This window comes from Paraburkholderia sp. BL17N1, from assembly GCF_003634175.1.
Classification (GTDB): domain Bacteria; phylum Pseudomonadota; class Gammaproteobacteria; order Burkholderiales; family Burkholderiaceae; genus Paraburkholderia.
In genome coordinates, this window is record NZ_RBIW01000003.1 from 272,624 (window position 1) to 296,591 (window position 23,968).

A 23,968-nucleotide genomic window follows, 5' to 3' on the forward strand; every position below is an offset into this window, starting at 1 on the left:
GGCGGTATGCATAGCGAGACTGAATCGACGGGCGCAGTGGTCCAAACGCAATATGGACGTTGTGCTAGTGTCAGAGATTGCATACAAGCCTCGATATACAGCGGTAACCGTGATGGTCAGTGACCCAGCAGGCTGCGGCCCGGCTCAGTCTGGCAGCGCCATTGTGCGGAGCACGTCAGCGATGCGCAACGGCGCACGTCCCACGAGCCGTGCAAAGTCGTCGGTCAGCGCCGTCATAAAGCCTGCGCGCATCGCTTGCGAATACGCAATGCGTCGCGCCTCGAGCTCCGGAGGCAAGCCTTCCTCCCGCAGCTGCTGGCGGTATTCATCGTCGGAAACCGGCAGATAGGCAAGCGGCTTGCCGATAGCATTGCCGATCAGCGCTGCCAGTTCGTCATAGGACAGAAGCTCCGGCCCGCTTAGCCGGTAGGCATGGTTTCCAGGTTCACGCGATGTCAGCGCACACGCAGCCGCTTCCGCCAGATCGGAGCGTGCGATAAACGGCAGTCTTGCAGTGCCGGCCGCCATGCGAAACGGGCCGTCGGTGAGCGACGTCTCCGCGATCCGCCTCGCGACGTTGTCGATGTACGGACCGTTTCGCAGGAGGGTCCACGAGCAGCCGGAGGCCATCACGCATTCTTCGGTCAGCCGGTGTACGCGCGCCACCGCGCTTGGGGAGGCCGGGTCGATGTCGAAGAAGCTCGTATAGACGATCCGCTCGACGCCGGCACGATGCGCGGCGTCGACGGCGTTCGAGTGCAGACGTATGCGGTCTTCATCGTTGCCCTCGACGGAGATCATCAACAGGGTCGTCACGCCGGCAAACGCGTCGGCAAGCGTCCGGGTGTCCGCGAAATCGGCTCGCCGGATTTCATCGACGAAATTGGCCGGCAGATGAGCCGTTTCGGGATGGCGCGTGCAAGCAACGATCCGCTCGCCGCCCGGTTTGAATTTGCCGAGGTAAGAGAGGACTTCACGCCCTAGCTGGCCGGTAGCACCTGTAATGCCGATCATTTTGCTTCCTTTTCGATGAGAGCGCGTTTTTCGCGGACGAAGAGCAGCAACAGGATTGCCGCCGCAAGTGACATCACGCTTAGCGCATACAGACCGGAAATCTGCGTGCCGGTCCGGTCGGTGATGATGCCGATCCCGTAGGGGCTGACGAATCCGGCCAGATTGCCGACCGAGTTGATGAACGCGAACCCGACCACGGCGGCCGCGCCGGTCAGCCGCCTCGCGACCACGGCCCAGAACACGGGGATCGAGCCGAGAATGCCGACCGCCACCATCGTCACGCCAGTGAGCGCGATCACCGTGTCCTTAATCCACAGCGCCGTTACCGCAAGCCCGACAGCGGAAAGCAGGCTGCACAGCACGAGGTAGCGCGAGCGGTCGGCGGCCCGGTCGGAAAGCTTGCCGATCATCAGCATGCCGAACACCGTGAAGATGTACGGTACGGAGGACAACAGGCCAATGTTCAAGGTGTTGGCCACGCCCGAGTTACGGATGATCTGCGGCAGCCAGAATCCGATGCCGTAGTTGCCGGCGAGCACGAGAAAGTAGATGGCGGTCAGGCAAAGCACCATCGGCGATACGGTTGCTTTCCAGTGGTGGCTTTCGGCCTGCCGCGCGAGTTGCGCGACATCGTCGGCAACGATTCGTCGTTCGTCGTCGGCGAGCCATCCGGCATCCTGCAGCCGGTTAGGTAGCATCTTGAGCACGAGCGGCACGAGGGCGACACTCACCGCTCCCTCGATGACGAACAGCCACTGCCAGCCGGCATGGCCGCCCGCATCCTGCAGCGTGCTCATCACGAGACCCGCAATCGGTCCTCCGAGCGCGAGACCGATTGGCAACGACGTCAGGAAGACTCCGTTGATGCGCCCACGGTATCGGGCGGGGAACCACTGCGAAAGATAGACCTGTGTGCCGGGCGCGAAACCGGCCTCGGCCACACCAATGATGAAGCGCAGTGCATAGAATTCGTAGTCGTTCTTCACGAAGGCCATCGCGATGGTCGCGAGACCCCAAACTAGCAACGTCCGCGCAAACAGCAGCTTCGCGCCCACCCTGTCAAGAATCAGGTTGCTTGGAATCTCGAACAGGAAGTAGCCGATGAAGAAGATACCCGCCCCCAGACCATAAGCGGCGTTGCTCAGCGCAAGGTCGTGCTGCATCTGCAGCTTGGCGAAGCCGACGTTCGCGCGGTCGAGAAAGCCGAAGATCTGCACAAGGAAGATGATCGGAATCAGTTTCCACGCGATCCGGGAATAGAGCGGCCAGGTATCTTCGCCCGATGTCGCCCCGTGGGGGGCGACTGCCTGGGAAACGGCATTGCGCATGACGTCTGTCTCCATGTGTCTGTTGTTGTATCCGGTACGCATGTCTGGGATCAGCGCGTATCGGTGTGCTCAGTTGCTGCGGACGGACGAGGGCAGGCCGCCGAGAATCTCGTCGGTGTGTTCGCCGATACGCGGCAGTGCGCGCTGAACACCGAGCCGGCGGTTTCCGATCAGCAGAGGCAGTAGCGGCACGCGGGTGACATCGCCGGTGTCGGTGGTCATGTCGGCGAGGCCGCCGCTAGCATTCAGATGCGGATCGTCGAACAGCTCCTCGGGGCGGTTGATGGGGGCATACGGCAGGCCGGCCGCCTCCAGCCGCGCTGACAGCGTTGCCTTGTCGTGCTGCGCGAGGATGTCGCCGAGTTTCGACAGCAACTCGGGCCGCAATCTGACGCGTTGCTCATTGGTGCGAAGCCGTTCGTCGTCGGCGAGTTCATGCGCGCCAATCACCTCGCATAGTGTCTGCCATTGCTTGTCGCTGACCGCGGCGATAAAGAGCTGTTCGCCGCTGGCGAGTGCGAAGACGTCATAGACACTCCACGCGGACATGCGCGCCGGAAACGGTGGGACAGGCTCGCCCGTCATGGCGAACTGCTGCATGTGCTGGGCGCTCAGGAACACGCAATTCTCAAAGAGGGCGCTCTGTATCTCCTGGCCGCGGCCCGTCACGTGACGTTCCTGAAGTGCCGCAAGCACGCCGATCACGCCGAACATGCCACCCATGATGTCGTTGACAGAGGAGCCGGCACGCAGCGGTTTGCCCGGCGGACCGGTCATATAGGCGAGACCGCCCATCATCTGTACCACCTCGTCGAGCGCCGTGCGGTGGTCGTACGGTCCCGGGAGGAATCCCTTGTGCGACACGTAGATCAGGCCGGCATTGCGCGCGGCAAGCGTCTCGTAGCCCAGGCTAACCGATGGCATATAGCCCGGACGGAAATTCTCGATGACAACGTCGGCGCTATCGATGAGTTCGAGCGCTGTCTCCAGACCTTTTTCTGACCGGATGTCGATCACGACGCTTTTCTTGTTGCGGTTGAAGGTGCGAAAGAACCCTGCGCCCAGGCCTGGCAGCTTGCGAGTCCTGTCGCCGTCGGCAGGTTCGATCTTGATGACCTCTGCGCCGAGATCGGCGAGGATCATGCCGCACGTCGGTCCCATGACCATGTGCGAGAACTCGATCACGCGGATCCCGGACAACGGGAGCGACTCGTGGGTAGGCATGCGATGCTCCTCAGTGGGCGGTGATAGGGGCGGTTGCGGGCGCCGTTGCGGGAAACGTCAGAGGCAGCCCGGCGCGATGAACTGTTCCGTGCAGCGTCTCGTCGCGCAGATGCCCGGCAATGAGCGCGCGAAGCCGCAGCACGGCGGGTACGTCGACCCCGGTCTGGATTCCCATGCTGGCGAGCATGTAAGCCAGGTCCTCGGTCGCGACGTTGCCGCTGGCGCCGGGCGCGAACGGGCAGCCGCCGATGCCGGCCAGTGATGCGTCAAAGCGGGTGACGCCGCATTCGAGCGCCGCAAAGACGTTCGCCAGCGCGAGCCCGCGTGTGTCATGGAAGTGCCCGCACCACAACCGTTCCCCTGCGACTTCGCGCGCCTCGGTGAACAGCGTGCGGACCGAGGCGGGATCGGCGTAGCCGATCGTATCGGCGAGGCTGGTGCAATCGGCGCCCGCATCGAGCGCTTCACGCATCAGACGCAGCACATCGGCTGGCGCCACGCGACCCTGCAGGCCGCAGCCGAACGCGGTGCCGAGTCCGGCCTCGATTCGGACCGGTGATTGCCGCGCGTCGCGTTCAGCTACGATGCTGCGCAGTATGCGGATCATGGTATCGGGGCTGCGCCGCACGTTCGCCTGACTGTGCGCGGCGCTGGCCGAAATGGGCAGCACGATGTGATGGACGCCGGTGTCCATCGCCCGCTGCGCGCCGATCACGTTCGGGATAAGCGCCGTGACGCTCAGGCCCGGCAGCGTTTTTGCGAAGGCGACGACTTCCGCCGTGTCCGCCATCTGCGGCAGCAGGCTGGGTGGCACGAAAGAGCCCACTTCGATCTCGGTGAGGCCGGCGGCGTGAGCGAGACGGATCCACTCGCACTTGACGGCAGTCGGCAGGATCGTGGAAATGCTCTGCAAGCCGTCGCGCAGCCCGACTTCGCGGATGACGGCATGGGTGGGAAGCGATGACATATCAGTATCCTTGGCTCGGGATCGATTCAGGCGGCTGGCCCGAATCACGGATTTAAATAACTGGTCTTCACGGTCGTAGTACCTCGCCGAGCGCCTCATGCAGCGGTTTGCCGTCTTCGCGCGAGAGCAGATCAACCAACTCCTGGCGGCGGGCAAAGACTTCGGAAACAACGAATTCAAGGGCGTCGGCGCGGGCGAGCGCCGCATCTGCGGCGGCAATCGCATCCTCGACCTGACGCGCACTGGCGCGCGCGTGCTCACCAATGACGTCACCCGTATCGGACGGGTTGATATTTGCGGCGGCATCGGCACCTTCGTGCCTCCCGCCGTCGATATAGTTTCGATACATGGCCGCTGCCGTCATGCGCTGGCGGCGGGATACAGGCCGCGCTCGCGCCCGAACAGGCGAGTCAGGCCGAATAGCGCGTCGATGGCTGGCGTCGGAATCTCGAGGCGCCGACCCATTTCGTGGACCGCACCGACTATACCGTCGAGCTCGAGCGGCCGACCTGTCTCGGCGTCCTGCAGCATGGATGTCCTGAAAGCGCCAAGCTTGCCTGTCACAACATGGCGGTCTTCAGGGTCCTGCGTAATCGTGCAGCGCAGACGTGCACCGATTGCTGCCGCCTCGCGCATCGCCGCCGAACAGAATTCGCGCACAAACGGATCGTCGAGGAGATGGTCGATGGTCGCACCGGTGATGGCGGAGACCGGATTCATCGTCAGGTTGCCCCACAGCTTGTACCAGATGTCCTGGCGAATGTCGGCTGATACGGTGACGTCGAACCCTGCGCGTGTGAGCCGCCTGGCCACCGCGGTGGCGCGCGTGGATGTGCCGCCGAGCGCTTCACCAACGATCAGTCCCTGTCCCATGACGTGGCGCACCAGACCCGGCTCCGGCGACGCGCAGCTCGCGTGGACGACACAGCCGAGCACGTGCCCGACGGGAATCGCAGCGGCGATATGCCCGCCCGGATCGACGGATTCGAGCGACGTGTCTGCAAGCTCAGGAACGGTCGCATTGAACCACCACGGTACGCCATTCATCGCAGGCAGCACGATTGTCCCAGGCCCAATCAGCGGCGCGAGGCGGGGTGCGGCGGACGGCAGAACCTGACCCTTGAGCGCGATGATCACGAGCTCCTGTTGACCCAGTTGCGCGGGATCGTCGGTGGCGCGCACCGGCGCGGTCACCCGATCGTCGCTTGTATCGAGTCGCCAGCCGTGTATTCGAAGTGCATCGAGCGTCTCACCAATTGCGATCACGCTCACTTCGTCCCCAGACGCAGCGAGCCGGGTTCCAAGGAATCCGCCAATTGCACCGGCGCCCACCACGCAGATTTTCATGTGGACTCCTTTTTCGACGCGCAGCGGTAGCTTTCCCTGAAGCGTTCCGGTACCCGCTCGTCGAAGCCGAGCGCGACGCGGCGAACCTCGGGCGAGTCGGTCGGCGCATGCCCGACACCCAGCGCTGAGGCGCGCGGCGCCGGCCCCGCAACGACCCGGCTCGCGAGGCGGCCAAGACCGGTCACTTCCACTTCGACGAGGTCGCCCACGTCGACAGACCGTGAGTGGCAGGGCGTACCGGTCAGAATCACATCGCCCGGCACGAGCGTGATGTGGCGAGCGATGTCGGCCACCATGTAGTGCGGCCCCCAGATCATTTCGTCGCCGATCCGTGCTTCCTGTACCAGTTGGCCGTTGCGATAGGTGCGCAGCGTCTGCTCGAAGATATCGATGCCCGTGACAATCCCTGGGCCGAGCGGCAGCATGCCGTCAGCACCCTTGACGCGCAGCATGGAGCCCTGGTCGGTGTCCCGGAAGTTCTGCAGCCCCATGTCGAGCGCCGGCACGAAGCCGAGCATGTAATCCCACGCCTCGTCGGGCGTGACGTTGCGGCAGACCTTGCCGATGACGACCGCATACTCGCCTTCGTAGTTCAGATACTCGCAATCGAGTGGCTTCACGAGTTCGCCGAGGTGGCCGTTGAGGGCAGTGATGGGCTTCGTGAAATAGGTCGGCGTGAGCGTCGGCTTGGGGTTGTTGCGCGTCTCCACGCCGCGCGAGCTGTAACTCAGGTGCACGCAGATGATCTTGGTGGGATCGCAGGGCGGCAGGTGCTGGACAGCGCCGGTATCGACAACGCGGCCGTCATCCAGGCGAAGGCGCAGGTCATCGGTCATCGTGCCCCAGCAGGGGCTGCCGTTCACGAGCACGCGGCGGCGCTCGACGCGCGGACCGCGCATCACGGCGGGGAGCTCTCTCGGTGGAAATTCGTACAGGCTCATGATGGGTGTTGTCCCTGTTGGGTGAGCGGCGCGCGTGAACGCGCAGTCAATTCGCTAGGCGGTGGGGAACCAGATGTGGACGTTGCCGGTGCCGCGCGCGTTCTCGTAGTCGGACAGCACGACGCCCTTGCTCCGGCATGTGCGGCCACCGAGCGCGCCGATCATCTGCAGGTAATGGCCGCCGAATCCCTCCCACGGCAGCGGACGGAACTTTTCGTCCCACTGGTCCAGAATGAGATCGTGACGACCTTCTTCGAACAGCGCGATTGCTTCCTTGTCGCGAGCGATGTTTTCGGGGCGCGACACGTTTTCCTCGTGGTACATGCGCGGGTGCTTCTGCACCCAGTCGATCTCGTTGAACCTGTGGCTGAGCGCGCCGGAGGCAAGCAATACGACGCGTGCGTCGCTGCGCGCGATCGCCTCGCCGATTACCTCACCGGATTCGAGGTAATGGCGCGGCTGGCAGTTCTGGCAGGTGCTGACGGTCACGACTTTTTCTCCGCGTACCAGCTTGTTGACGATGTTGATCGTCGCGTAGTGACGGGGCAGACTCTCGTCGAACACGCCCTTGCTGAAGACTTTCCGTTCGGCGCCCACTGCCTCCACGAGGCGGGCAAACCCGGGCGAGCCGCGGTAGTCGTATTGCTGGCCGTATAGATACCACGGCATTTCATCGGAGATGTAGGTACCCTGGTAGCGTTCACCGCCGTCGATGAGGTGATAGCCAGTTGTGAACCAGTGGGTGTCAAAGATCACGATGGTGTCGGGCGCCACGGCTTCGATCTGTACGCGCACACGGCCGAATCCGGGGATCAGGTCGGAATCCGTGCCGTCGCCCATCCGCACGCGGAAATCCTCGGTCTGGAACAGGCCGGGGTGATGCGACACGAGCGCCGCACCGACGATTTTTCCCATTTTATAGACTCCTAACGATGACTGAAGCTGGCACGAAACGGCTGGTTTGGAACGATGACGTCCTTGACATCGCAAAAAAATTCGAAGCTCCAGTCGCCGCCTTCGCGGCCGATTCCAGAGCGCTTGCATCCGCCGAACGGCGCGGCGAGGTCCCGGATCCCGAACGAGTTCACCCAGATGAAACCGGTACGGACCTGTTCCGCCACGGCGGCAGCATGGGCGGTTTCGCCGTAGCACACGCCGCCGAGCCCGTAGTCGACATCGTTCGCGAGGCGTAGTGCCTCGTTATCGGAGTCGAATGTCTGTAGCGTGAGCACCGGCCCAAACACTTCGTTCTGCACGATTTCTGAGTTCTGCGCGACACCGGAGAGCATCGTCGGCTGGAAGTACTGCGCGCCATACGGATGCTGGGTACCGCCCCACAGTACGGTCGCGCCGGCGGCAACCGCACGGTCGACGAAGCCCTTGACGCGCTCGACCTGACGCGGGTGGATGATTGGCCCGACTTCCGTCTGCTCTTCGCGCGGGTCGCCGACGTTCAGACGCTCGACGTAATGGCGCATCCGTTCGATGAATGCGTCGGCGATGCGCTGGTGAACGAGGAAGCGGGTGCCGGCAAGACACACCTGTCCAGCGTTGCGATACATCAGCGCGCCGGTTGCGGCCGCATTGTCGAGATCGGCGTCGTCGAGCACGATGAAGGGAGACTTCCCGCCCAGCTCCAGGCTGCACGACACCAGGTTCGCGCCGGCCGTCTGCGCAATCCATTTTGCCGTTGCCACTGATCCGGTAAACGAGATCCGTGCGAGACGCGGGTCGGAGACCAGTCTTGCGCCCGTAGTCGCGCCGCGGCCCTGCACGATATTGACCACGCCGGGCGGCAGGCCGGCGTCATCGGCCGCGTCGGCGAGCAGGGAGCTGGTCAAAGGCGCCCATTCCGGCGGTTTGATGACCACCGTGTTGCCCGCGGCGAGTGCGGGTCCGAGCTTCCAGGTTGCCAGCATCAGCGGCGAGTTCCACGGCGTAATGATCGCGACGACGCCGGCGGGGTCGTGCCGCACGCGATGTGACGCCTGCTCGGTGCGGATGGTGCGGTCCTGGAGGTGCAGCGCGTGGTCCGCGAACCACGAGACATTGAGCATTGCGCGCGGGACAACGCCGTGGCGCATGCGCGATAGAAGCACACCCGCGTCGTTCGACTCAAGTATGCTGAAAGCGTCCGTACGCTTGCCGATTTCCTCGGCGAAACGATCCAGAAATGCCTTGCGCTTTTCTGCGCCGAGCGCGGCCCAAGCCGGGAACGCCTGATGCGCTGCCTGGATAGCGGCGTCGACATGCTCGGGGCTTCCTTCCGATATGCGGCCGAGTAAGCGCTGATCAATCGGCGAGTGCAGGTCAAACGATTCGGACGACGCGATGCGCCGTCCGCCAATGTAGTGGTGCGGTGACACGTCGACGCCGCAGATCTCGAGGGTATGAGTGGTCATATCTGTTCATGCTGGTGAGCGGATGCAAGCGGGGAATCCATGTTGAGCACCTTTGCCGGGTTCATCAGATTGAGCGGGTCGAGCGCCTGCTTGATCGCGCGCATCATCCTTAGCTCGACCGGCTCCTTGTAGCGCGCTGCTTCGTCGCGCCGTAGTACGCCAAGCCCATGCTCGGCGGAGAGCGACCCATCGAACGCATGCACGGCATCGTGAACCAGCCGGTTCAGGCGGCCCTCCAGCGCCATGAAGGCCTGTTCGTGTTCAGAGCCGAGCCGGTTCACGGCGGGCGAGGCGTTGTAGTGAAGATTGCCGTCGCCCAAGTGGCCAAAGACCACGAGGCGAGCGTCCGGGAACGATTGGGCAATGGCGTGGCCGGTGTACTCGATGAATGCAGGGATCCGTGAGATCGGCAGCGAAATGTCGTGCTTGATGTTCTTGCCTTCGGTCGCCTGCGCTTCGGAAATATTTTCCCGGAGCGCCCACAGCGCGTCGAACTGGCTCAGCGACGTCGCCACGACGGCGTCGGCGACGTCGCCGTTCTCGATCGCCTCAGCAAGGAGCGCCTGCAGGGTGTCGAGCGCATGTGCTTCGCTTCCGGCGTCGGACAGTTCCAGCAGCGCATACCACGGGTACGCGGTGTCAAACGGCTGCCGCGTCCCGGGCACATGACGTTCGACAAGATCGATGCACAGGTCCGACAGCAGCTCGAACGCGCTCAGCGCATCGCCCGCTCGCCCTTGTGCGAGAGACAGCAACCTTAAAGCGGCGTCGGGCGACGGCAGCGCGGTCAGTGCGACGACCCTGGCCGCCGGTAACGGAGAGAGCTTGAGTACGGCGGCCGTAATCACACCGAGCGTGCCTTCCGCACCAATGAACAGGTCGCGCAGATCATATCCCGTATTGTCCTTGCGAAGCGCACGCAGCCCGTTCCAGATTTCGCCGTCTTGCGTCACGACTTCGAGACCGAGGCACAGATCGCGCGCATTCCCATAACGCAGCACCTGCACACCGCCTGCATTGGTTGCCAGATTGCCGCCGATCGTGCAACTTCCTTCGGCGGCGAGGCTAAGAGGAAACAGGCGACCCGCATCGCGCGCGGCCTCCTGAACAGCCAGCAAGGTGACGCCGGCCTCCACGACGAGCGTATTGCTGAAGGGATCCAGCGCGCGAATGCGATTGAGGCGCTGCAGGGACAGGACAATCGCATCTCCGCTGCCGTCCGGGACTGAGCCACCCGACAGGCCAGTGTTGCCCCCCTGCGGTACGACGGGTACACGATGCGTGTTGCTCCACCTGAGAACGGAGGCGACATCCTGCGTCGTGTCCGGCTGGGCTACTGCGAGCGCCCGGCCATGCCAGCGGCCGCGATAGTCGGTCAGGAATTCCGACATTTCGTTGTCGGCCGTGAGCAGGCGACCTGAGAACGCGTCGCGCAAGGAGTTGAGCCGAGAGTCCATCATTGCTCTCGCGCGACGCTGAAGGTGATCGAGCCGAGTGGCCCGTAGTCGGCGTGGAAGCAATCACCGGCCGCGCATGCGACCGGGCGGGTAAACGAGCCACCGAGCACGATCTCGCCCGCATCCAGCACCTCCTGGTGACGCGCGAGCCTGTTGGCCAGCCACGCAACCCCGTTCGCCGGGTGATTGAGGACCGCCGCGCCGAGTCCGGATTCCTCGATGACACCATTCCTGTAAAGCAGCGCACCGCACCAGCGCAAATCAAGGTCACCGGGCCGGACAGGACAGCCGCCGAGAATCAGACCGGCGTTCGCGGCATTGTCCGCGATCGTATCGAGTACCTTGCGTGGAGCCTTGTCACGACGGTCGAATTGCTCGATGCGCGCGTCGATGATCTCGAGCGCCGGGATCACGTATTCCGTCGCATTGAGCACGTCGAACAATGTGACCGCGCGTTTCAGGCCGGACAACGGTTCGCGAAGACGGAAGGCCAGTTCGACCTCGACGCGTGGCACGATGAACCGCTCGCACGGAATGACTGCGGCGTTTTCGAACAGCATGTCGTCGAGCAGCATGCCGAAGTCGGGCTCCGTGATCTGCGAGGCGATCTGCATCGCGCGGGAGGTCAGGCCGATCTTATGCCCGATACAGGTCCGTCCCGCATCCAGCTTGAGCTTCGTCCAGGCGTGCTGAATCGCATAGCTGTCGTCAAGCGTCATATCGGGGAAGCGCCGCGAGAACTGCGCTATCTGTACACGCGCGCTTTCGGCCTCGTGCAGTTCCTGCGCGAGGGCGAGGTGGATGTCAGGCTGCAACGTTCGTCTCCTTCCGTCATTCCCGGTTTGTGTCGTACCGGCTCAGGCGCCGGCATGCCCCTTCGCATGTTCAGAGCTTGTCGGGAAAGGGGGCGGGTATGACGGCAGGATGTCGCAGAGGGCGGCGGCCCGGCAATGACGCGGGCAAGATGGCAGTCATCTCGGCCCGAGATGGCCGGGTTGCACGCTTCAGGCTCAGGTGGTCGCAGGTGGCGCCGAGCCGCGGGAGCGGTCGAGCAGGTGGTTCAGCAAACGGCTGGCGAGGGGCGACATGTCGTCGATGCTACGCACGCACAGAATAAAGTTGCGGGCCGCCCATGCCTCGTCCAGTGGAATGGAGCGCAGCCCAAACATCGCCGCGTAACGCTGGACGGCCTCGTGTGGCAGAACGGCGATGGCGAGGCCTTCGCCGATAAGCCGGAAGGCTGCGTCGAAACTGGAAACGTGCATGCGGTAGCGTACCGTTCTGCCGTGATCCGCTGCGATGCGGTTGATCAGGCGGTCGACGGACGCATTCAGCAACAGCCCGATATAGTCGCAATCGAGCGTGTCGGCAAACGACAGGCGTTCCAGCGTGGCGAAAGGGTGCCTGTCGTTGACGACAACGGAAAGATGATCGGTCCGGTAAGGGAAAACCTCAAGATTGTTGGTATTCACGAAATCCCGGCAGATCCCGATATCCCCAGCACCGTCGGCAATGCCACGGACGATGTCGGTGCTCACGCGCTCCTCGAGTTCGATGCGAATCTGGCTGTTCGTTTTAAGGAAAGAGGACAATTCTTCAGGGAGGAACTCGACGATCGAAGATACGTTCGCGAGTACGCGCACATGCCCGAGTACCCCCGAGGCGAACTCGCTGAGCTCCGCGTGAAGCCTTTCGACGTTGTGGATTAACTGGCGCCCCTGGCGCAGTAGTGTCTCGCCCGCCGGCGTCATGGTGACACCACGCGGACTGCGCAACAGCAATGGGGTGCCAATCGATGCCTCGATGTCGGCGATCCGCTTGCTGATCGCCGACGGCGTGATGTCCTCGCGCTCACTTGCCCGTCCGATGCTGCCCTCTTCGCAGACTGCGACGAACAGGCGCAGCGATGTTGGATCGATTTGCCACATGAGTGACCTCGTGTCGGACAGGATCAGGGATGCGCCATTGTGCCCACTATTCGCGGCCTTGCGGAAGTGATGACGCGGACACAAGTCGTTCCAAACCGGAACGGCTGCATTTCCCTTCACGTGATTGGCGGCGCTTTTTGGTTCGCGAACACTTCGAGCCCATGCACAGCGCGGCATCCATCCGGAACCCAGCCGCAGAACCTACAAGTCGGCACGATGCGCGGCGTCGTGGCGTAACCACAAGCCTGTGCAGGCACAACAGGAGACATTCCCGATGAAGAAGAAACTTCTCGCCGCAGCGGCGTGCGCTGGCGCGTCCATGCTCGCTCATGCCCAGAGCACCGTCACCCTTTACGGCATTCTGGATGAAGGGGTGAACTGGACCAGCAATTCGAATGGCGCCCGCCAGTTCAATATGACCAGCGGTGTCGCGAGCGGCAGCCGATGGGGGTTGCGCGGAAGCGAAGACCTGGGCGGTGGGCTGAAAGCGCTCTTCGTGCTGGAAAACGGCTTCGACGTGGGTTCCGGTGCGCTCGGACAAGGTGGCAGGGTGTTCGGGCGGCAGGCATACGCGGGACTCTCAAACGACCGGATCGGCGCACTGACTGCTGGCCGGCAATACGACTCCGTCGTCGACACGCTTGCGATCTATGAACTGTTTGCGCAGATGGGCGGCTATGTGTTTGCGCGCCCGGGCGATATCGATAACCTGAACAACGCGCACCGCGTCAATAACGCACTCAAGTACACCGGCAGTTTTGGCTCTTTGATGGTGACCGGCCTATACAGCCTCGGCGGTGTTGCGGGCGATGCGACTCGCAATCAGATATGGTCCGCGGGCGCCAGTTACGCGATTGGTCCTTTCAGCGCTGGCGCGGCGTATATGAACGTCCGCAATCCGAATACGTCATTTTTCTCCGATTCGTCATCCTTAGCGACAGCAAACAACGTTTCTACGCCTGTTTATGCGGGCTACGCGTCGGCGCGTACCTACGAGGTTCTGGCCGGTGCTCTGCGCTACGTCGCGGGCCCGGCGACGATGGCCGTCACGTTCAGCAATGTGCGGTTTGAAGGACTCGGCGACACGTCGTCCGGGCCGAATCCGTTCCACTACGGCGGTGAGGCGGTATTCAACAGTATCGAGGGCAACGTGACTTACCGGATCACGCCTGCCTTGCTCGTGGGCGCGGGTTACAACTACACCCGCAATGCCGGTGCAAGTGGACACGATGGGGCAGGCTACAGCCAGGTGATGGGCGGCGTCGACTATTCGTTGTCCAGGCGCACCGATATCTATCTCGTCGGCACATGGCAAAAGGCGAGCGGTGTCGATTCGACCGGCAAAACGGCGGTCGCGGCGATCAACGGACCGCTTTCGCCATCGGGCAGCAATCAGCAGAGTTACGTGCGCGTCGCCATCCGTCACCGGTTCTGAACATTCGAACGAACGTTGGCCTGAACTCAAAGGCCTCTCGGGGCGGCGACTTCAGTAATACACGATGGGAAGAGCGCGGCCGGGCGAGACTACTCTCCCTGCCGCGCCATATCTCGTCCTCAATCAATGGGCGTCAGGGTTCCCTTCAAACGCTGAACGGAACCATCTGGCAAAAAGATATTGGAGTAGGCGACCCGCCTGCCGAAATCCTCGACGTGGACGACATATTGACCGGCTTTACGCGACCAGAAAACCAGGTAGACGTCGGGACGGATGCGTGTGACGGTGATCTGAACAGTCTGGGTATTCTTGCCGTCAGGGGAAGTGAAAGTCATCTCGCTTGATGACTTGAAATCGAGGCGGAATTTCTGCTTGCCAAAATCCACCGCATATGAATGGCCGGCAGGCGGAAAATCGGTCGGCGCGACGATGTCGACGACGTGCGGGTCGGGCGCAATGTCGCTGGACTCGGCGGCGTGCGCGAGGCCAATGGAGGCAAAGAAGGCAAGCGCTGCAAACTGGTGGAGTTTCATTCGATCGAAGTTGAACAGGGCACAGGTTGAAGAAGGGGTGCGGCGTCGATGGAGTATGCGCCACGTCGCAGCCCGGAAAGGTTACTTCTAGTGGATGCTGCGAGTGGCTGCGATATGGCGAGGGATTCATCGACAGCTTCACGTTTGCGATATCGACACCTGACCCATCCGACTTCACGCGGACTTTCATGTTGTCGTCAACAACCCGTTTTACTGCCACGATGATCTTCATGCTGATTGGTTTCCTGTTTTTGGGGAGGCAGTTTTTCCACGTTGGACGTCAATAGCCTGCCCGGGGCGGTGCGGGGTCTTCCGTCAGTGAAGGTCCGAATGCCGTGGCGAGTCCCCTGGTCGCCGCGACGAGCAAAGACGTGTCGACTCCGACCGCGAGAAACTGTGCGCCGGCTGCAATGTAACGTCTCGCCAGGTTGAGATCGGCACACAGGATGCCTGGTGCCTTTCCGTGTTTGCGAATGAAACGCAACGCTGCTTCGATGCGTGCTACGACGTTGGGGTGAGCCGGTTGCCCGATGTACCCCATCGATGCCGATAGATCGGCCGGCCCGATGAATACACCGTCCACACCTGCCACAGCACAGATTTCATCGAGCTGGTTCAGGGCCGTGAGGCTCTCGACCTGGATCAGTAGACATATACGGTCATTTGCTTCGGTTACGTAGTTCGGAAAGCGGGTCCATCGGGACGAGCGCGCGATTCCGCTTCCGACACCTCGAATTCCAGTTGGCGGATAGCGCGTCGCCCGAACGAGGTCTCGCGCCTGTGCGGGCGATTCGACCATTGGAATCAACAGCGTGGTCGCCCCAATGTCGAGCGTCTGCTTGATAAGCGTTGGACTGCCCTCTGGCAGTCTGATAACCGGGTGGGCAGGGTAGGGAGCGACACTCTGCAGCGTTGCGAGCGTGGTGCGCAGATCGAACGGTGCGTGTTCACCGTCGACCAGCAGCCAGTCGAATCCACTTCCCGCGCACAGTTCGGCGCTGTACGGATCAGCAAGTGCGAGCCAAAGGCCAATCAGGGTTTCGCCGGAGAAAAGGCGTTGTTTGAACAGGTTCTTCGGTGTGTCCATGGAAGCATCCCGTGCCGCTAGAGGCGCATATCATTGTCTTTGCGTGTTACATATTTCGCCGCGAGTGAAGCGGACCGCATTCGTGCAAGAGCCAAGGTTGGTGGATGAGCACAGGAGCAGGCAACTATCTTTTCGCGATGACCGTCGTCTTGAAATGAGACGGCCCGCAGCATCGGCACCGGCATGAAGGCGGGCAATCCGTCGACCGTGTGGGTTCTCAGCCCAGCACATTCCTGGACTGCCGTCCTGGCTTTCTGAGTTTGCCGCGTCTGCACTCCGGGCTGGCACCTGTGGCCTGGCATTGACATCGGAAGTCGCTGTTCGGCATGAAGGGCGAAACCGGGCTGCCCGACAAACTCGGCGGGCGACGGAACCTGCTGGACACAGGATGCTGCTGCATGGCGGGATCGTTCGGTTTCAACAACGAGCATTACGATCTGTCAATGAAAGTGGCACGGAAAACAAACTGCTGCCGCTGTTGCGCGCGCCGCCGTCGGATGCATTGATCGTGACGAACAGCTTCAGGGTCGTCTGCGGACCCCCGTGACGAGGCGCAACATTGAGCCGTCCTCAAACTACCCCAGGCGATGAAGATAGGGGCTTGATTTGAGATCGCCAAGGGCGAATGCAGCGTCGATAAAGTTGAGTTTCGCTGCTGGCGTTGCCGGCGCACGCAGTGCTGCTGCCTTGGGGCATATCACGGAAAACGAGGAGAGTTGGCAGCGCTTGAGCGTGCGAAAGAGAAAGACTACGAGTACGTTTCGAGGATTCGAACTTAGATGTTCTCAAGAAGTGCTTCACGCTCTGCCATACCAGGTTTCGGATGGAGCGGTAATCGGCAAAAAGACATCGAATCAAACGTTTATGAAGTATTCAAGCTTCTCTATACTTCCTCATACGATTTTGGACTCCAGGAGAGGACTCATGTTCGTCTTATAGCATATTGAGTTTAAAGGATTTTTTGTTGTTCTTCCTTCGTAGCGTACTCATTGATGTACTCATTTGCGGCGGGCTTTAAATTCGTGCCATTTTTTGCGTAAATACAACGCTGGGGTTCGACGTTACAGTGATGGTTGTGACTCCCACGGTCCGAATGATGAATCAGGCCTTTCTCGGGGCGTTTGTTGTGCACAGCACGCCACAGAGCTTGCGCCGTGAGTCCTTGCGTCATGCGCTCACTCATGGCGTATCCAACCAACTCACAGGTGAAGACGTCCTTAATGCCGGCGACGTAGAGCCATCCCTCGTCGGTGGCACAATAGGTGATGTCTGTCACCCAGGCTTCGTTTGGCCGCGTTGGCGCGAACGTCTGGTTCAGCAGATTGTCGGCGACAGGCAAGTTGTGATTCGAACTCGTCGTGGCTTTGAATTTGCGCTTCTTCTTACACCGCAGATTGAGCTCTCGGCGCAGGCGAGCGATGCGGTCGCGGCCGGCTATAAAGCCTTGTGCCTCAAGCTCAGGCTGCACGCGTCGCGTGCTATAGGTCTCGCGGCTCTGCTTGTGCACAGCCTTGATGGCGACTTTCAGGCGTTCATCAACCTGCGCACATGGAGACAGCTTACCTTTAGACCAGGCATAGAAGCCGCTGCGCGAAACCTTAAAGGCACGGCACAGGACAGCAATCGGATAATCGAGTCGCATCGTATTCATGACTGCGTATTTGGCAGCGACTCCTGCGCAAAATACGCTGCGGTTTTTTTACGATATCTCGCTCCATCTTGGTCTCCGCCAGTTCCCTACGTAGTCTGGCTACCTCGGCTTCTAATTCGGCAACCGTACGACTGCCTGGCGCCGTCACGGCGCCATTGCCAAGCTTGGCTGCTTTGACCCACGTGGCCAAAGTCCCCATCGGAATGGCAATTCGCTTCGCCGCTTCATCCAGCGTCAGGCCTGTGCAAGCACAAGCTTTACAGCTTCTTCACGAAGCTCTGGTGTGTATGTTCTTGGTTTCGTCATCTGTGCTCCCATTGATAAAGTTTATCAAAAAGGAGTGTCTTAGAAAGTCAGGCTACCTCATTGAGCACCGGTTGGCCGAATACGACCGCGCGATCAGGGAGATCGCGCGTGAGGACGAACGCAGCAAGCGACTCATGCTACTGCGCGGCATCGGTCCGACCACCGCAAGCGCATTGCTTGCGAGCATCGGTGCCGGACATGATTTCAGGAACGGTCGCCAGGTGGCTGCATGGCTTGGCCTGACGCCCGGCCAGCACGCAGCGGCGGCAAGGCGCGGCTGGGCAGCATCACGAAGGCAGGCGACGCCTACCTGCGCAGCCTGCTGGTGCTCGGGGCGCGCGCCGTGATCGCCAGTCTCGGCGAGAAGCAGGACCGGTTCAGCCGCTGGGTACGCAGCCTGGTGGAACGCCGCGGCTACTGGCGTGCGGCAGTCGCGATTGCGGCCAAGAATGCGAGAATGGCTTGGGCAATGCTAAATTACGGCGAGGATTTCAAGCACGAACCGGCCGCAGCGTGAAGTCGTCGCGCCTGACCAAACGCCGACGACCAACGATAGTCATCATGAGCGGATAAACGATCACTTTGCACTGCCAGCGGTGATGTGAAGCGGGTTGGACCCCGCGCAAGGCATACCTGTCAGAGAAACGGGGATTTCTATCCCGCCCAACGAATGAGGTCCTTGCGCGCGTCTTTCATCAGGGTCCGGGCCAGCGGCCCAACATGACCGGTTGTAGTACAGCAGTCCTTCATCTTCTCACGCGCGCCGACGTGGCATTGCAGCATGTATTAACGCGAACCTCGATTGAGCTTGCGCTCAACGGGGAAGCCCTTGTAGTTTCTCTGGGGCGGCAACGGCCGCCAGGGCAGCCGTGAGTTCCATCACGGCATGATTGATCCCGATGGTTGTCTGGTGCGATCCGGTTCGCAACCAGCTCGAGAAAACGGACGCGATGCCGACCCTGCAGGCAGTCGCGACAGGGACGACGGAACGAATTTCGGCGGATGACCATGACGATGGTCTCTTTCATCGTCATGGTCATCCGCCGATGGATAGACTTGTGCCTTGACTTCGGCCGGCTAATGGGTGTCGCATTAACGCGGTCAAGTAAAATCCGTCGACCGCAACGCATGACAGGCATGATGGCAAAGACGAAGACGCGGCGCAAGACGCTGCCCACTGGCATTGGCAAGGTACTGAAGCGGCTGCACTACCCGTTGGACGTGATCCTGCTGTGCGTGCGCTGGTACGTGGCGTACTCACTGAGCCTACGTAACCTCGAGGAAATGATGGCCGAGCGGGGTATCGAGGTGGATCATTCGAGCGTGTACCGGTGGGTCATCAAGCTGCTGCCGGTGCTTGAAAAAGCATTCCGCAAACGCAAACGGCCCGTGGGCAAGAGCTGGTGCGTCGATGAGACCTACGTCAAGGTCAAAGGCCAATGGAAATACTTGTACCGTGCCGTCGACAAGACACGTAACACGGTGGATTTCCTGCTGCGCGCCCATCGGGACAAAACCGCGGCGCGCCGCTACTTCGAGAAGGCGATTGAACAGAACGGCGAGCCCGAGACAATCACCATGGACAGGAGCGGCGCCAATCTGGCTGCGCTTGAAGCACTCAATGCCGAGCGTTTAACACCAATCAAGGTTCGTCAAAACAAATACCTGAACAACGTCGTCGAGCAGGATCACCGTGCCATCAAACGCATCATCAAACCGATGCTGGGGTTCAAGGATTTCCGCTGTGCGCGCATCATCCTGTCTGGCATAGAGATCGCACACATGATCCGCAAGGGGCAGATGCGTGTCGATGGCGTCACCTCGACTGCAGCCGAACAATTCTACTCGTTGGCAGCTTAAGCAGTACTACTGATATCACGCTTTTCTCAAGCTGTAATCGTTAGCGCGACAGAACCTCGCATAGCGGACGAACCGCTCGGCCACACCGATCACCATGCGTCGCAGACCGCGGCGTCCGTGCGTGCCCATCACGACCAGGTCCGCGTCACGGCGCTGCACGCAGCGCATCAACGCGCTGGCGATGTTCTCGGCGATGCCTTGCGTCTCTACGATCTCCGTGTCGCCCGCGACATTGAGCTCGCGCATCTGGGCGAGCGCGCCATGTAGCAAGCTCACGCCGACTTGACGCGCAGCGTCCGTCAGTAGATGCGGATCGCACACGCCCGCGTATGTGAAAGCCGCCGATTGATCCTGCACGTAAACCGCGGTCAACTTGCCGCGCGAGAGCTTTGCGAGCTGGATCGCTTCGGAAAGCGCACATTTCGAGGCTTCGCTGCCGTCCACGGCCACCACGATGTTTGCGTACATGACTGCCTCCTGTTGAAACTTTGAAACAACCGTCGGAAATCAGACGCGCGTGGCTCCGCGCTCGAGCAGCCGTTCGGCCGCATCGAAGGGCGCCTTCACCGCGACATCGGGATCAGGACTCTGCCGGTGCTCGAGCGGGACCAGTTCACCCGTGCGCAGGACCAGATCGAGACGTGCATCGAACATGAGGTGGTTCACCGTCGCGTCCGGCACAGCGTGCCGTATGTCGGTTGCGTCATTCGGCGCATGCCCGCGAATGGCCTCGATCGCAAGATGGCAACCAGAAATGGATTTGCCGAACCGCTCGAGGCGCACCAGTTGTGCTGCTGCGTCAGATCCGATTTGCGCGGATCCTGTAAATCCGAGGTAGACGATCTGCATATCGATTCCCCATACTGCCTCCGCGCGTGCTGTTCTACCCATCGGCCGTTCCGGCGGCCAAAGCCGCGTACGTCAGCGAGCCGATGAAGAAATCATCGGCGCTATTCGTGGCTTCCGATTGACTTGCATCAATGGCGTGGCAGTGCTGCGCAGCCTGCGCTGGCAGGTTGATTGAGCGCGGGCGCGGGACATGGCACCCGAGCGAACCGGCGTGTGCTATTTTTCGGAGCCCGTGCCGACACAACCTTCCCCATGCGTAACGCGGATACAGAGACGCCCCTCGCCCTCCCCGCACATAGCTCGCCGTGGACGCTCTTTTGCATCTTTCTGAGGGTCGTCCTGACTTAGTTCGGCGGTCCGGCGGCTCACCTTGGCTACTTTCGCGACGAATTCGTCAGACGCCGCCGCTGGCGCGATGAACACACGTACAGCGACATGGTTGCGCTGTGCCAGATTCTGCCAGTGCCCGGCAGCAGCCAGGTCGGCATCGCAATCGGGCGTCTGCGTGGCGGCGCTGCCGGTGCGGTAACTGCGTGGCTCGACTTTACGCTGCCGTCGGTGTTGTTACTCGTGGCTTTTGCATACGGCTTCACGCATCTGTCGGATACAACTTCGCTTCATCTGCTGCGGGGGCTGAAGATCGCGGCGGTCGCGGTGGTCGTCCAGGCAGTCTGGTCGATGGGACGCATGCTCTGCCCTGACCGCGCACGCGCGACGATCGCGGCGGCCTCGGCCATCACAGTAATCCTGCTCGGTGCGGCCTACGGTCAGACTGCGTCGATCGTCGCCGCGGGGATTGCCGGCGCCGCATTTCTGAAGTCGTCGACCGAAGTGCCGCGCGCGCCGCTCGGCATGCCCGGGTCCAAAGCCGGCGCGCTCGCTTGTCTCGCGGCCTTCGCACTGCTGCTGTTCGGACTGCCCACGGTAGCGGCCTATCTCCACAGTTATCCGCTCGATCTGTTTTCGGCGTTCTACCGGGTCGGATCTCTTGTGTTTGGCGGCGGCCACGCTGTGTTGCCGCTGCTGGAAGCGGTCGTCGTGCTGCGCGGTTGGGTTCCCGCGAACACCTTCATGGCAGGCTACGGCGCGGCGCAGACGGTCCCGGGTCCGCTTTTTTTGTCGCCGTGTTTCTCGGCGCCGCCAGCACGGGTCAGCCGTGCAGGGTACGGCCGGCTCACTGATCGCTACCGTGGCGATCTTTCTGCCTTCATTCCTGCTGGTCGGCGCGGCGCTGCCTCTATGGGGCGAGTTGCGCGCTTTCGCGCCAATGCGCGGCGCCATGGCAGGCATCAACGCCGCTGTGGTCGGCATTCTACTCGCCGCGCTGTACGACCCCGTGTGGACCAGCGCAGTGCATACCGGGCGCGATTTCGCGCTGGTCGTCGCGGCCCTGGTCCTGCTCGGCTGGTGGCGAGTGCCGTCGTGGGCGGTCGTGCTGATAACAGCCGCGCTCGCGTGGTGGGTCGTATAAAGGCAATACCCCTTTTTTGCCAGGCATGCGTGTGGATCACTTGCACTGCATTGGCGAGCCCGGTCGCGCTCTGTTGATCCAACTCAACGAGCCTTCCCGCTGCGCGGGTATGGTCCAAGCAATACATCCAAGGCCATCACCCTACGGGGAGCACGACATGAATAATTCCGAATACTCTGGCATGCATCCTGTCGCGGGTCAGGGCCGCGATAAAGCGATCGCATCCGGCCATTTCTATCTCGTCGGCGGCGGTATCGCTTCGCTGGCGGCCGCGGCGTTTTTGATTCGCGACGCCGACGTACCCGGCTGCCGCATCATGATCCTCGAAGCGCTCGACAAACCGGGCGGCAGCCTCGACGGCGCCGGCACGCCACAGGGAGGCTACGTCGTGCGCGGCGGCCGCATGCTCGAGAGCAAGTATCTGTGCACCTACGATCTGTTCGATTCAATTCCCACGCTTGACGGCCGCATCAGCGTCACGAAGGAAATCTTCGACTGGAACGAGACGAGCCGCACTTGCTCGAAGGCTCGGCTCATACGCAACGGCCAGCGCGAAGACGCGCCCCCTTACTGGCTCGCCGAAACGCACCTGCTCACACTCGGCCGTCTTTCGCTCGAACCGGAAGCCCAGCTCGGCGGCAGCCGGATTTCCGACCACTTCGAGCCGGACTTTTTCGAAACCAATTTCTGGTATATGTGGTGCACGACGTTCGCCTTCCAGCCTTGGCATAGCGCCGCCGAATTCCGGCGTTATCTGCTGCGTTTCGCGCATATGACGTCGGGCTTCAACCAGTTGCACGGCATCATGCGCACGGTCTACAATCAGTATGATTCGATGGTGCGGCCGCTGCGCAAATGGCTCGATGACCACGGGGTGAGATTTCGCACCAACACGCGGGTCATCGATCTGCGCTATGACGAAAGCGGTGAACTGAATCGGGTGGCAGGCATCGTCTGCGAACATGAAAGCCGTCGCGTCGAGATTCCAGTCGGTGCGGCGGACAAGGTCATTGTCACGCTCGGGTCAATGACGGCAGGGTCGAGCCTCGGCGGCACGAACCGCCCTGCCGTGTTCAATCATAACGACAGCAGCGGCGCGTGGGCGCTCTGGAAAACTATCGCAGCAGGACGAGCCGAATTCGGCCATCCATCCGTTTTCGCCGACCATGTCGAAGAATCCAAATGGCTGTCTTTTACAGCGACGTTGCATGATCCGACGCTGTTCCGCCTGATCCGTGATCTGACGGGCAACGTGCCCGGCGAAGGTGGCCTGATTACCTTTCCCCAATCGAACTGGCTCGTCTCGATCGTGCTGCCGCACCAGCCGCATTTCCTGGGGCAGCCGAAAGGTGTCGAGGTGTTCTGGGGTTGCGGGCTTTTCGTCGACCGGCCGGGCAATTTCATCGCCAAGCCGATGGCCGGATGCACGGGCCGCGAAATCATGACGGAACTTCTCGGTCATCTGAACGTTCAGGCGGAAGCCCCGAATATTCTCGGCGACGCGATCTGCATTCCGTGCCTGATGCCCTTCATCACCAGCCCGTTCCTGCGGCGCAAGCGCGGCGACCGGCCGCAAGTGATGCCCGAAGGCTGGGCAAACCTCGCGTTCGTCGGACAGTTTTGCGAGTTGCCGAACGACGTCGTGTTCACCGTCGAATATTCGGTTCGCTCGGCGCAGACAGCTGTGTACACGCTGCAGAACCGCTCCGGCAGTGTACAAAGGCCAGCACGATCCGCGCGTGGTGTATAGCGCGGCCTCCGCGTTGCACAGGCACTAACCGGCAATGCTGGTTTTGCGCCGTGTGCGGCCGCCCTCACACGCCGTGCGGCACGCGCATGTTCAGGAGAGCGCCGTGGAACTCGAGGCAACACAGCGAAAACGCCCGGGCGCGCTACTCGCACGACTCAAGGAACACCCGCTCGCGCGCATCGGCCTCGGCCTCATCACGGGCGTCGCCGACGACGATCCAGGCGGCATCGCCACATATTCGCAGGCCGGTGCGCAATTCGGTCTGAGCATGCTGTGGACGATGCCGTTCGCGTTTCCGTTAATGGCGGCCGTCCAGGCGATGTGCGCCAGTCTGGGCCGCGTGACCGGCAAGGGCCTGGCCGCCAACATCAAGGAGGCGTTTCCGGGTTCTGTCGCGCTAACGATTACAGCTTGAGAA

The 23,968-nt window shown here is 61.8% G+C and carries 19 protein-coding genes and 6 pseudogenes; 7 read left to right on the forward strand and 18 right to left on the reverse strand.

Annotation, left to right across the window (positions count from 1 at the left end; all coding sequences use genetic code 11):
* Positions 1–144 precede the first annotated feature (144 nt).
* From B0G82_RS40845 to B0G82_RS37065, 12 genes are all read right to left on the reverse strand, one after another.
* A complete protein-coding gene (locus B0G82_RS40845; RefSeq protein WP_121311263.1) occupies positions 145–1,014 on the reverse strand; it encodes an SDR family oxidoreductase in 870 nt (289 codons plus the stop codon).
* Positions 1,011–2,342, reverse strand: coding sequence for an MFS transporter (locus tag B0G82_RS37015; protein WP_158608226.1), 1,332 nt, complete (start codon positions 2,340–2,342; stop codon positions 1,011–1,013). Before B0G82_RS37015 ends, B0G82_RS40845 begins: the two co-directional genes overlap by 4 nt.
* Positions 2,343–2,411: 69 nt before the next feature.
* Positions 2,412–3,566 (reverse strand): CaiB/BaiF CoA-transferase family protein, encoded by a 1,155-nt coding sequence (locus B0G82_RS37020; RefSeq protein ID WP_121311265.1) that lies wholly within the window; start codon positions 3,564–3,566, stop codon positions 2,412–2,414.
* A gap of 10 nt (positions 3,567–3,576) precedes the next feature.
* Positions 3,577–4,533, reverse strand: a complete 957-nt coding sequence (locus tag B0G82_RS37025; RefSeq protein ID WP_121311266.1) for a hydroxymethylglutaryl-CoA lyase — start codon at positions 4,531–4,533, stop codon at positions 3,577–3,579.
* A 67-nt stretch (positions 4,534–4,600) separates the two neighbouring features.
* Positions 4,601–4,897, reverse strand: a complete 297-nt coding sequence (locus tag B0G82_RS37030; RefSeq protein ID WP_121311267.1) for an aldehyde dehydrogenase family protein — start codon at positions 4,895–4,897, stop codon at positions 4,601–4,603.
* Positions 4,894–5,880 carry a 2-dehydropantoate 2-reductase gene (locus B0G82_RS37035; protein ID WP_121311268.1) on the reverse strand — a complete coding sequence of 329 codons (987 nt, stop codon included), beginning with the start codon at positions 5,878–5,880 and terminating at the stop codon, positions 4,894–4,896. The genes B0G82_RS37030 and B0G82_RS37035 overlap by 4 nt, the downstream gene beginning before the upstream one ends.
* Positions 5,877–6,821 (reverse strand): fumarylacetoacetate hydrolase family protein, encoded by a 945-nt coding sequence (locus B0G82_RS37040; protein ID WP_121311269.1) that lies wholly within the window; start codon positions 6,819–6,821, stop codon positions 5,877–5,879. The genes B0G82_RS37035 and B0G82_RS37040 overlap by 4 nt, the downstream gene beginning before the upstream one ends.
* Positions 6,822–6,875: 54 nt before the next feature.
* Positions 6,876–7,736 carry an extradiol ring-cleavage dioxygenase gene (locus B0G82_RS37045; RefSeq protein ID WP_121311270.1) on the reverse strand — a complete coding sequence of 287 codons (861 nt, stop codon included), beginning with the start codon at positions 7,734–7,736 and terminating at the stop codon, positions 6,876–6,878.
* Positions 7,737–7,747: 11 nt separating this feature from the next.
* A complete protein-coding gene (locus B0G82_RS37050; RefSeq protein ID WP_121311271.1) occupies positions 7,748–9,223 on the reverse strand; it encodes an aldehyde dehydrogenase family protein in 1,476 nt (491 codons plus the stop codon).
* Positions 9,220–10,680 (reverse strand): FAD-binding oxidoreductase, encoded by a 1,461-nt coding sequence (locus tag B0G82_RS37055; protein ID WP_121311272.1) that lies wholly within the window; start codon positions 10,678–10,680, stop codon positions 9,220–9,222. Before B0G82_RS37055 ends, B0G82_RS37050 begins: the two co-directional genes overlap by 4 nt.
* Positions 10,680–11,495, reverse strand: coding sequence for a 2-oxo-hept-4-ene-1,7-dioate hydratase (gene hpaH / locus B0G82_RS37060; protein ID WP_121311273.1), 816 nt, complete (start codon positions 11,493–11,495; stop codon positions 10,680–10,682). Before hpaH ends, B0G82_RS37055 begins: the two co-directional genes overlap by 1 nt.
* Before the next feature lie 195 nt (positions 11,496–11,690).
* The gene (locus B0G82_RS37065) at positions 11,691–12,608 is read right to left on the reverse strand and encodes a LysR substrate-binding domain-containing protein (RefSeq protein ID WP_121311274.1); all 918 of its coding nucleotides are present in this window, start codon (positions 12,606–12,608) and stop codon (positions 11,691–11,693) included.
* Between the two features lie 274 nt (positions 12,609–12,882).
* On the opposite strand from B0G82_RS37065, the gene B0G82_RS37070 reads away from it, so the two are divergent.
* The gene (locus tag B0G82_RS37070) at positions 12,883–14,043 is read left to right on the forward strand and encodes a porin (protein WP_121311275.1); all 1,161 of its coding nucleotides are present in this window, start codon (positions 12,883–12,885) and stop codon (positions 14,041–14,043) included.
* A 119-nt stretch (positions 14,044–14,162) separates the two neighbouring features.
* Here B0G82_RS37070 and B0G82_RS37075 read toward each other — a convergent pair whose 3' ends face one another.
* From B0G82_RS37075 to B0G82_RS37095, 4 genes and pseudogenes are all read right to left on the reverse strand, one after another.
* Positions 14,163–14,576 carry a hypothetical protein gene (locus B0G82_RS37075; RefSeq protein ID WP_121311276.1) on the reverse strand — a complete coding sequence of 138 codons (414 nt, stop codon included), beginning with the start codon at positions 14,574–14,576 and terminating at the stop codon, positions 14,163–14,165.
* A 121-nt stretch (positions 14,577–14,697) separates the two neighbouring features.
* Positions 14,698–14,808 (reverse strand): annotated as a pseudogene (locus B0G82_RS37080) (electron transfer flavoprotein subunit beta/FixA family protein); the annotation flags it as partial.
* Positions 14,809–14,856: 48 nt separating this feature from the next.
* Positions 14,857–15,663 carry a 4-hydroxy-2-oxoheptanedioate aldolase gene (gene hpaI, locus B0G82_RS37085; RefSeq protein WP_121311277.1) on the reverse strand — a complete coding sequence of 269 codons (807 nt, stop codon included), beginning with the start codon at positions 15,661–15,663 and terminating at the stop codon, positions 14,857–14,859.
* Positions 15,664–16,741: 1,078 nt separating this feature from the next.
* Positions 16,742–17,620: pseudogene (locus B0G82_RS37095) on the reverse strand (IS3 family transposase); the annotation flags it as partial.
* 47 nt (positions 17,621–17,667) lie between these two features.
* On the opposite strand from B0G82_RS37095, the pseudogene B0G82_RS37105 reads away from it, so the two are divergent.
* Positions 17,668–18,137 (forward strand): annotated as a pseudogene (locus tag B0G82_RS37105) (IS110 family transposase); the annotation flags it as partial.
* Between the two features lie 620 nt (positions 18,138–18,757).
* Positions 18,758–19,480 carry an IS6 family transposase gene (locus B0G82_RS37115; protein ID WP_199730284.1) on the forward strand — a complete coding sequence of 241 codons (723 nt, stop codon included), beginning with the start codon at positions 18,758–18,760 and terminating at the stop codon, positions 19,478–19,480.
* 15 nt (positions 19,481–19,495) lie between these two features.
* On the opposite strand, the gene B0G82_RS37120 is transcribed toward B0G82_RS37115, so the two are convergent.
* Together B0G82_RS37120 and B0G82_RS37125 are read right to left on the reverse strand one after the other, a co-directional pair.
* Positions 19,496–19,948 (reverse strand): universal stress protein, encoded by a 453-nt coding sequence (locus B0G82_RS37120; protein WP_121311280.1) that lies wholly within the window; start codon positions 19,946–19,948, stop codon positions 19,496–19,498.
* A gap of 39 nt (positions 19,949–19,987) precedes the next feature.
* The gene (locus B0G82_RS37125) at positions 19,988–20,329 is read right to left on the reverse strand and encodes a hypothetical protein (protein ID WP_121311281.1); all 342 of its coding nucleotides are present in this window, start codon (positions 20,327–20,329) and stop codon (positions 19,988–19,990) included.
* Between the two features lie 408 nt (positions 20,330–20,737).
* Between B0G82_RS37125 and B0G82_RS41265 the strand changes: the two are divergent.
* From B0G82_RS41265 to B0G82_RS37140, 4 genes and pseudogenes are all read left to right on the forward strand, one after another.
* Positions 20,738–21,394, forward strand: a pseudogene (locus tag B0G82_RS41265) (chromate transporter); the annotation flags it as partial.
* Between the two features lie 91 nt (positions 21,395–21,485).
* On the forward strand, positions 21,486–21,800 hold the full coding sequence (locus B0G82_RS41270; RefSeq protein WP_258168513.1) for a chromate transporter: 315 nt from the start codon (positions 21,486–21,488) through the stop codon (positions 21,798–21,800).
* A 157-nt stretch (positions 21,801–21,957) separates the two neighbouring features.
* Positions 21,958–23,578 (forward strand): annotated as a pseudogene (locus B0G82_RS37135) (oleate hydratase).
* Positions 23,579–23,653: 75 nt separating this feature from the next.
* Positions 23,654–23,944 (forward strand): annotated as a pseudogene (locus B0G82_RS37140) (divalent metal cation transporter); the annotation flags it as partial.
* Positions 23,945–23,968: the final 24 nt, after the last annotated feature.

Excerpts from the sequence above, each read along its gene's own strand:
- B0G82_RS40845 (WP_121311263.1), bottom strand. The coding sequence starts at position 1,014 with ATGATCGGCATTACAGGTGCTACCGGCCAGCTAGGGCGTGAAGTCCTC.
- B0G82_RS37015 (WP_158608226.1), bottom strand. The coding sequence starts at position 2,342 with ATGCGCAATGCCGTTTCCCAGGCAGTCGCCCCCCACGGGGCGACATCG.
- B0G82_RS37020 (WP_121311265.1), bottom strand. The coding sequence starts at position 3,566 with ATGCCTACCCACGAGTCGCTCCCGTTGTCCGGGATCCGCGTGATCGAG.
- B0G82_RS37025 (WP_121311266.1), bottom strand. The coding sequence starts at position 4,533 with ATGTCATCGCTTCCCACCCATGCCGTCATCCGCGAAGTCGGGCTGCGC.
- B0G82_RS37030 (WP_121311267.1), bottom strand. The coding sequence starts at position 4,897 with ATGACGGCAGCGGCCATGTATCGAAACTATATCGACGGCGGGAGGCAC.
- B0G82_RS37035 (WP_121311268.1), bottom strand. The coding sequence starts at position 5,880 with ATGAAAATCTGCGTGGTGGGCGCCGGTGCAATTGGCGGATTCCTTGGA.
- B0G82_RS37040 (WP_121311269.1), bottom strand. The coding sequence starts at position 6,821 with ATGAGCCTGTACGAATTTCCACCGAGAGAGCTCCCCGCCGTGATGCGC.
- B0G82_RS37045 (WP_121311270.1), bottom strand. The coding sequence starts at position 7,736 with ATGGGAAAAATCGTCGGTGCGGCGCTCGTGTCGCATCACCCCGGCCTG.
- B0G82_RS37050 (WP_121311271.1), bottom strand. The coding sequence starts at position 9,223 with ATGACCACTCATACCCTCGAGATCTGCGGCGTCGACGTGTCACCGCAC.
- B0G82_RS37055 (WP_121311272.1), bottom strand. The coding sequence starts at position 10,680 with ATGGACTCTCGGCTCAACTCCTTGCGCGACGCGTTCTCAGGTCGCCTG.
- B0G82_RS37065 (WP_121311274.1), bottom strand. The coding sequence starts at position 12,608 with ATGTGGCAAATCGATCCAACATCGCTGCGCCTGTTCGTCGCAGTCTGC.
- B0G82_RS37070 (WP_121311275.1), top strand. The coding sequence starts at position 12,883 with ATGAAGAAGAAACTTCTCGCCGCAGCGGCGTGCGCTGGCGCGTCCATG.
- B0G82_RS37075 (WP_121311276.1), bottom strand. The coding sequence starts at position 14,576 with ATGAAACTCCACCAGTTTGCAGCGCTTGCCTTCTTTGCCTCCATTGGC.
- hpaI (WP_121311277.1), bottom strand. The coding sequence starts at position 15,663 with ATGGACACACCGAAGAACCTGTTCAAACAACGCCTTTTCTCCGGCGAA.
- B0G82_RS37115 (WP_199730284.1), top strand. The coding sequence starts at position 18,758 with ATGATGGCAAAGACGAAGACGCGGCGCAAGACGCTGCCCACTGGCATT.
- B0G82_RS37120 (WP_121311280.1), bottom strand. The coding sequence starts at position 19,948 with ATGTACGCAAACATCGTGGTGGCCGTGGACGGCAGCGAAGCCTCGAAA.
- B0G82_RS37125 (WP_121311281.1), bottom strand. The coding sequence starts at position 20,329 with ATGCAGATCGTCTACCTCGGATTTACAGGATCCGCGCAAATCGGATCT.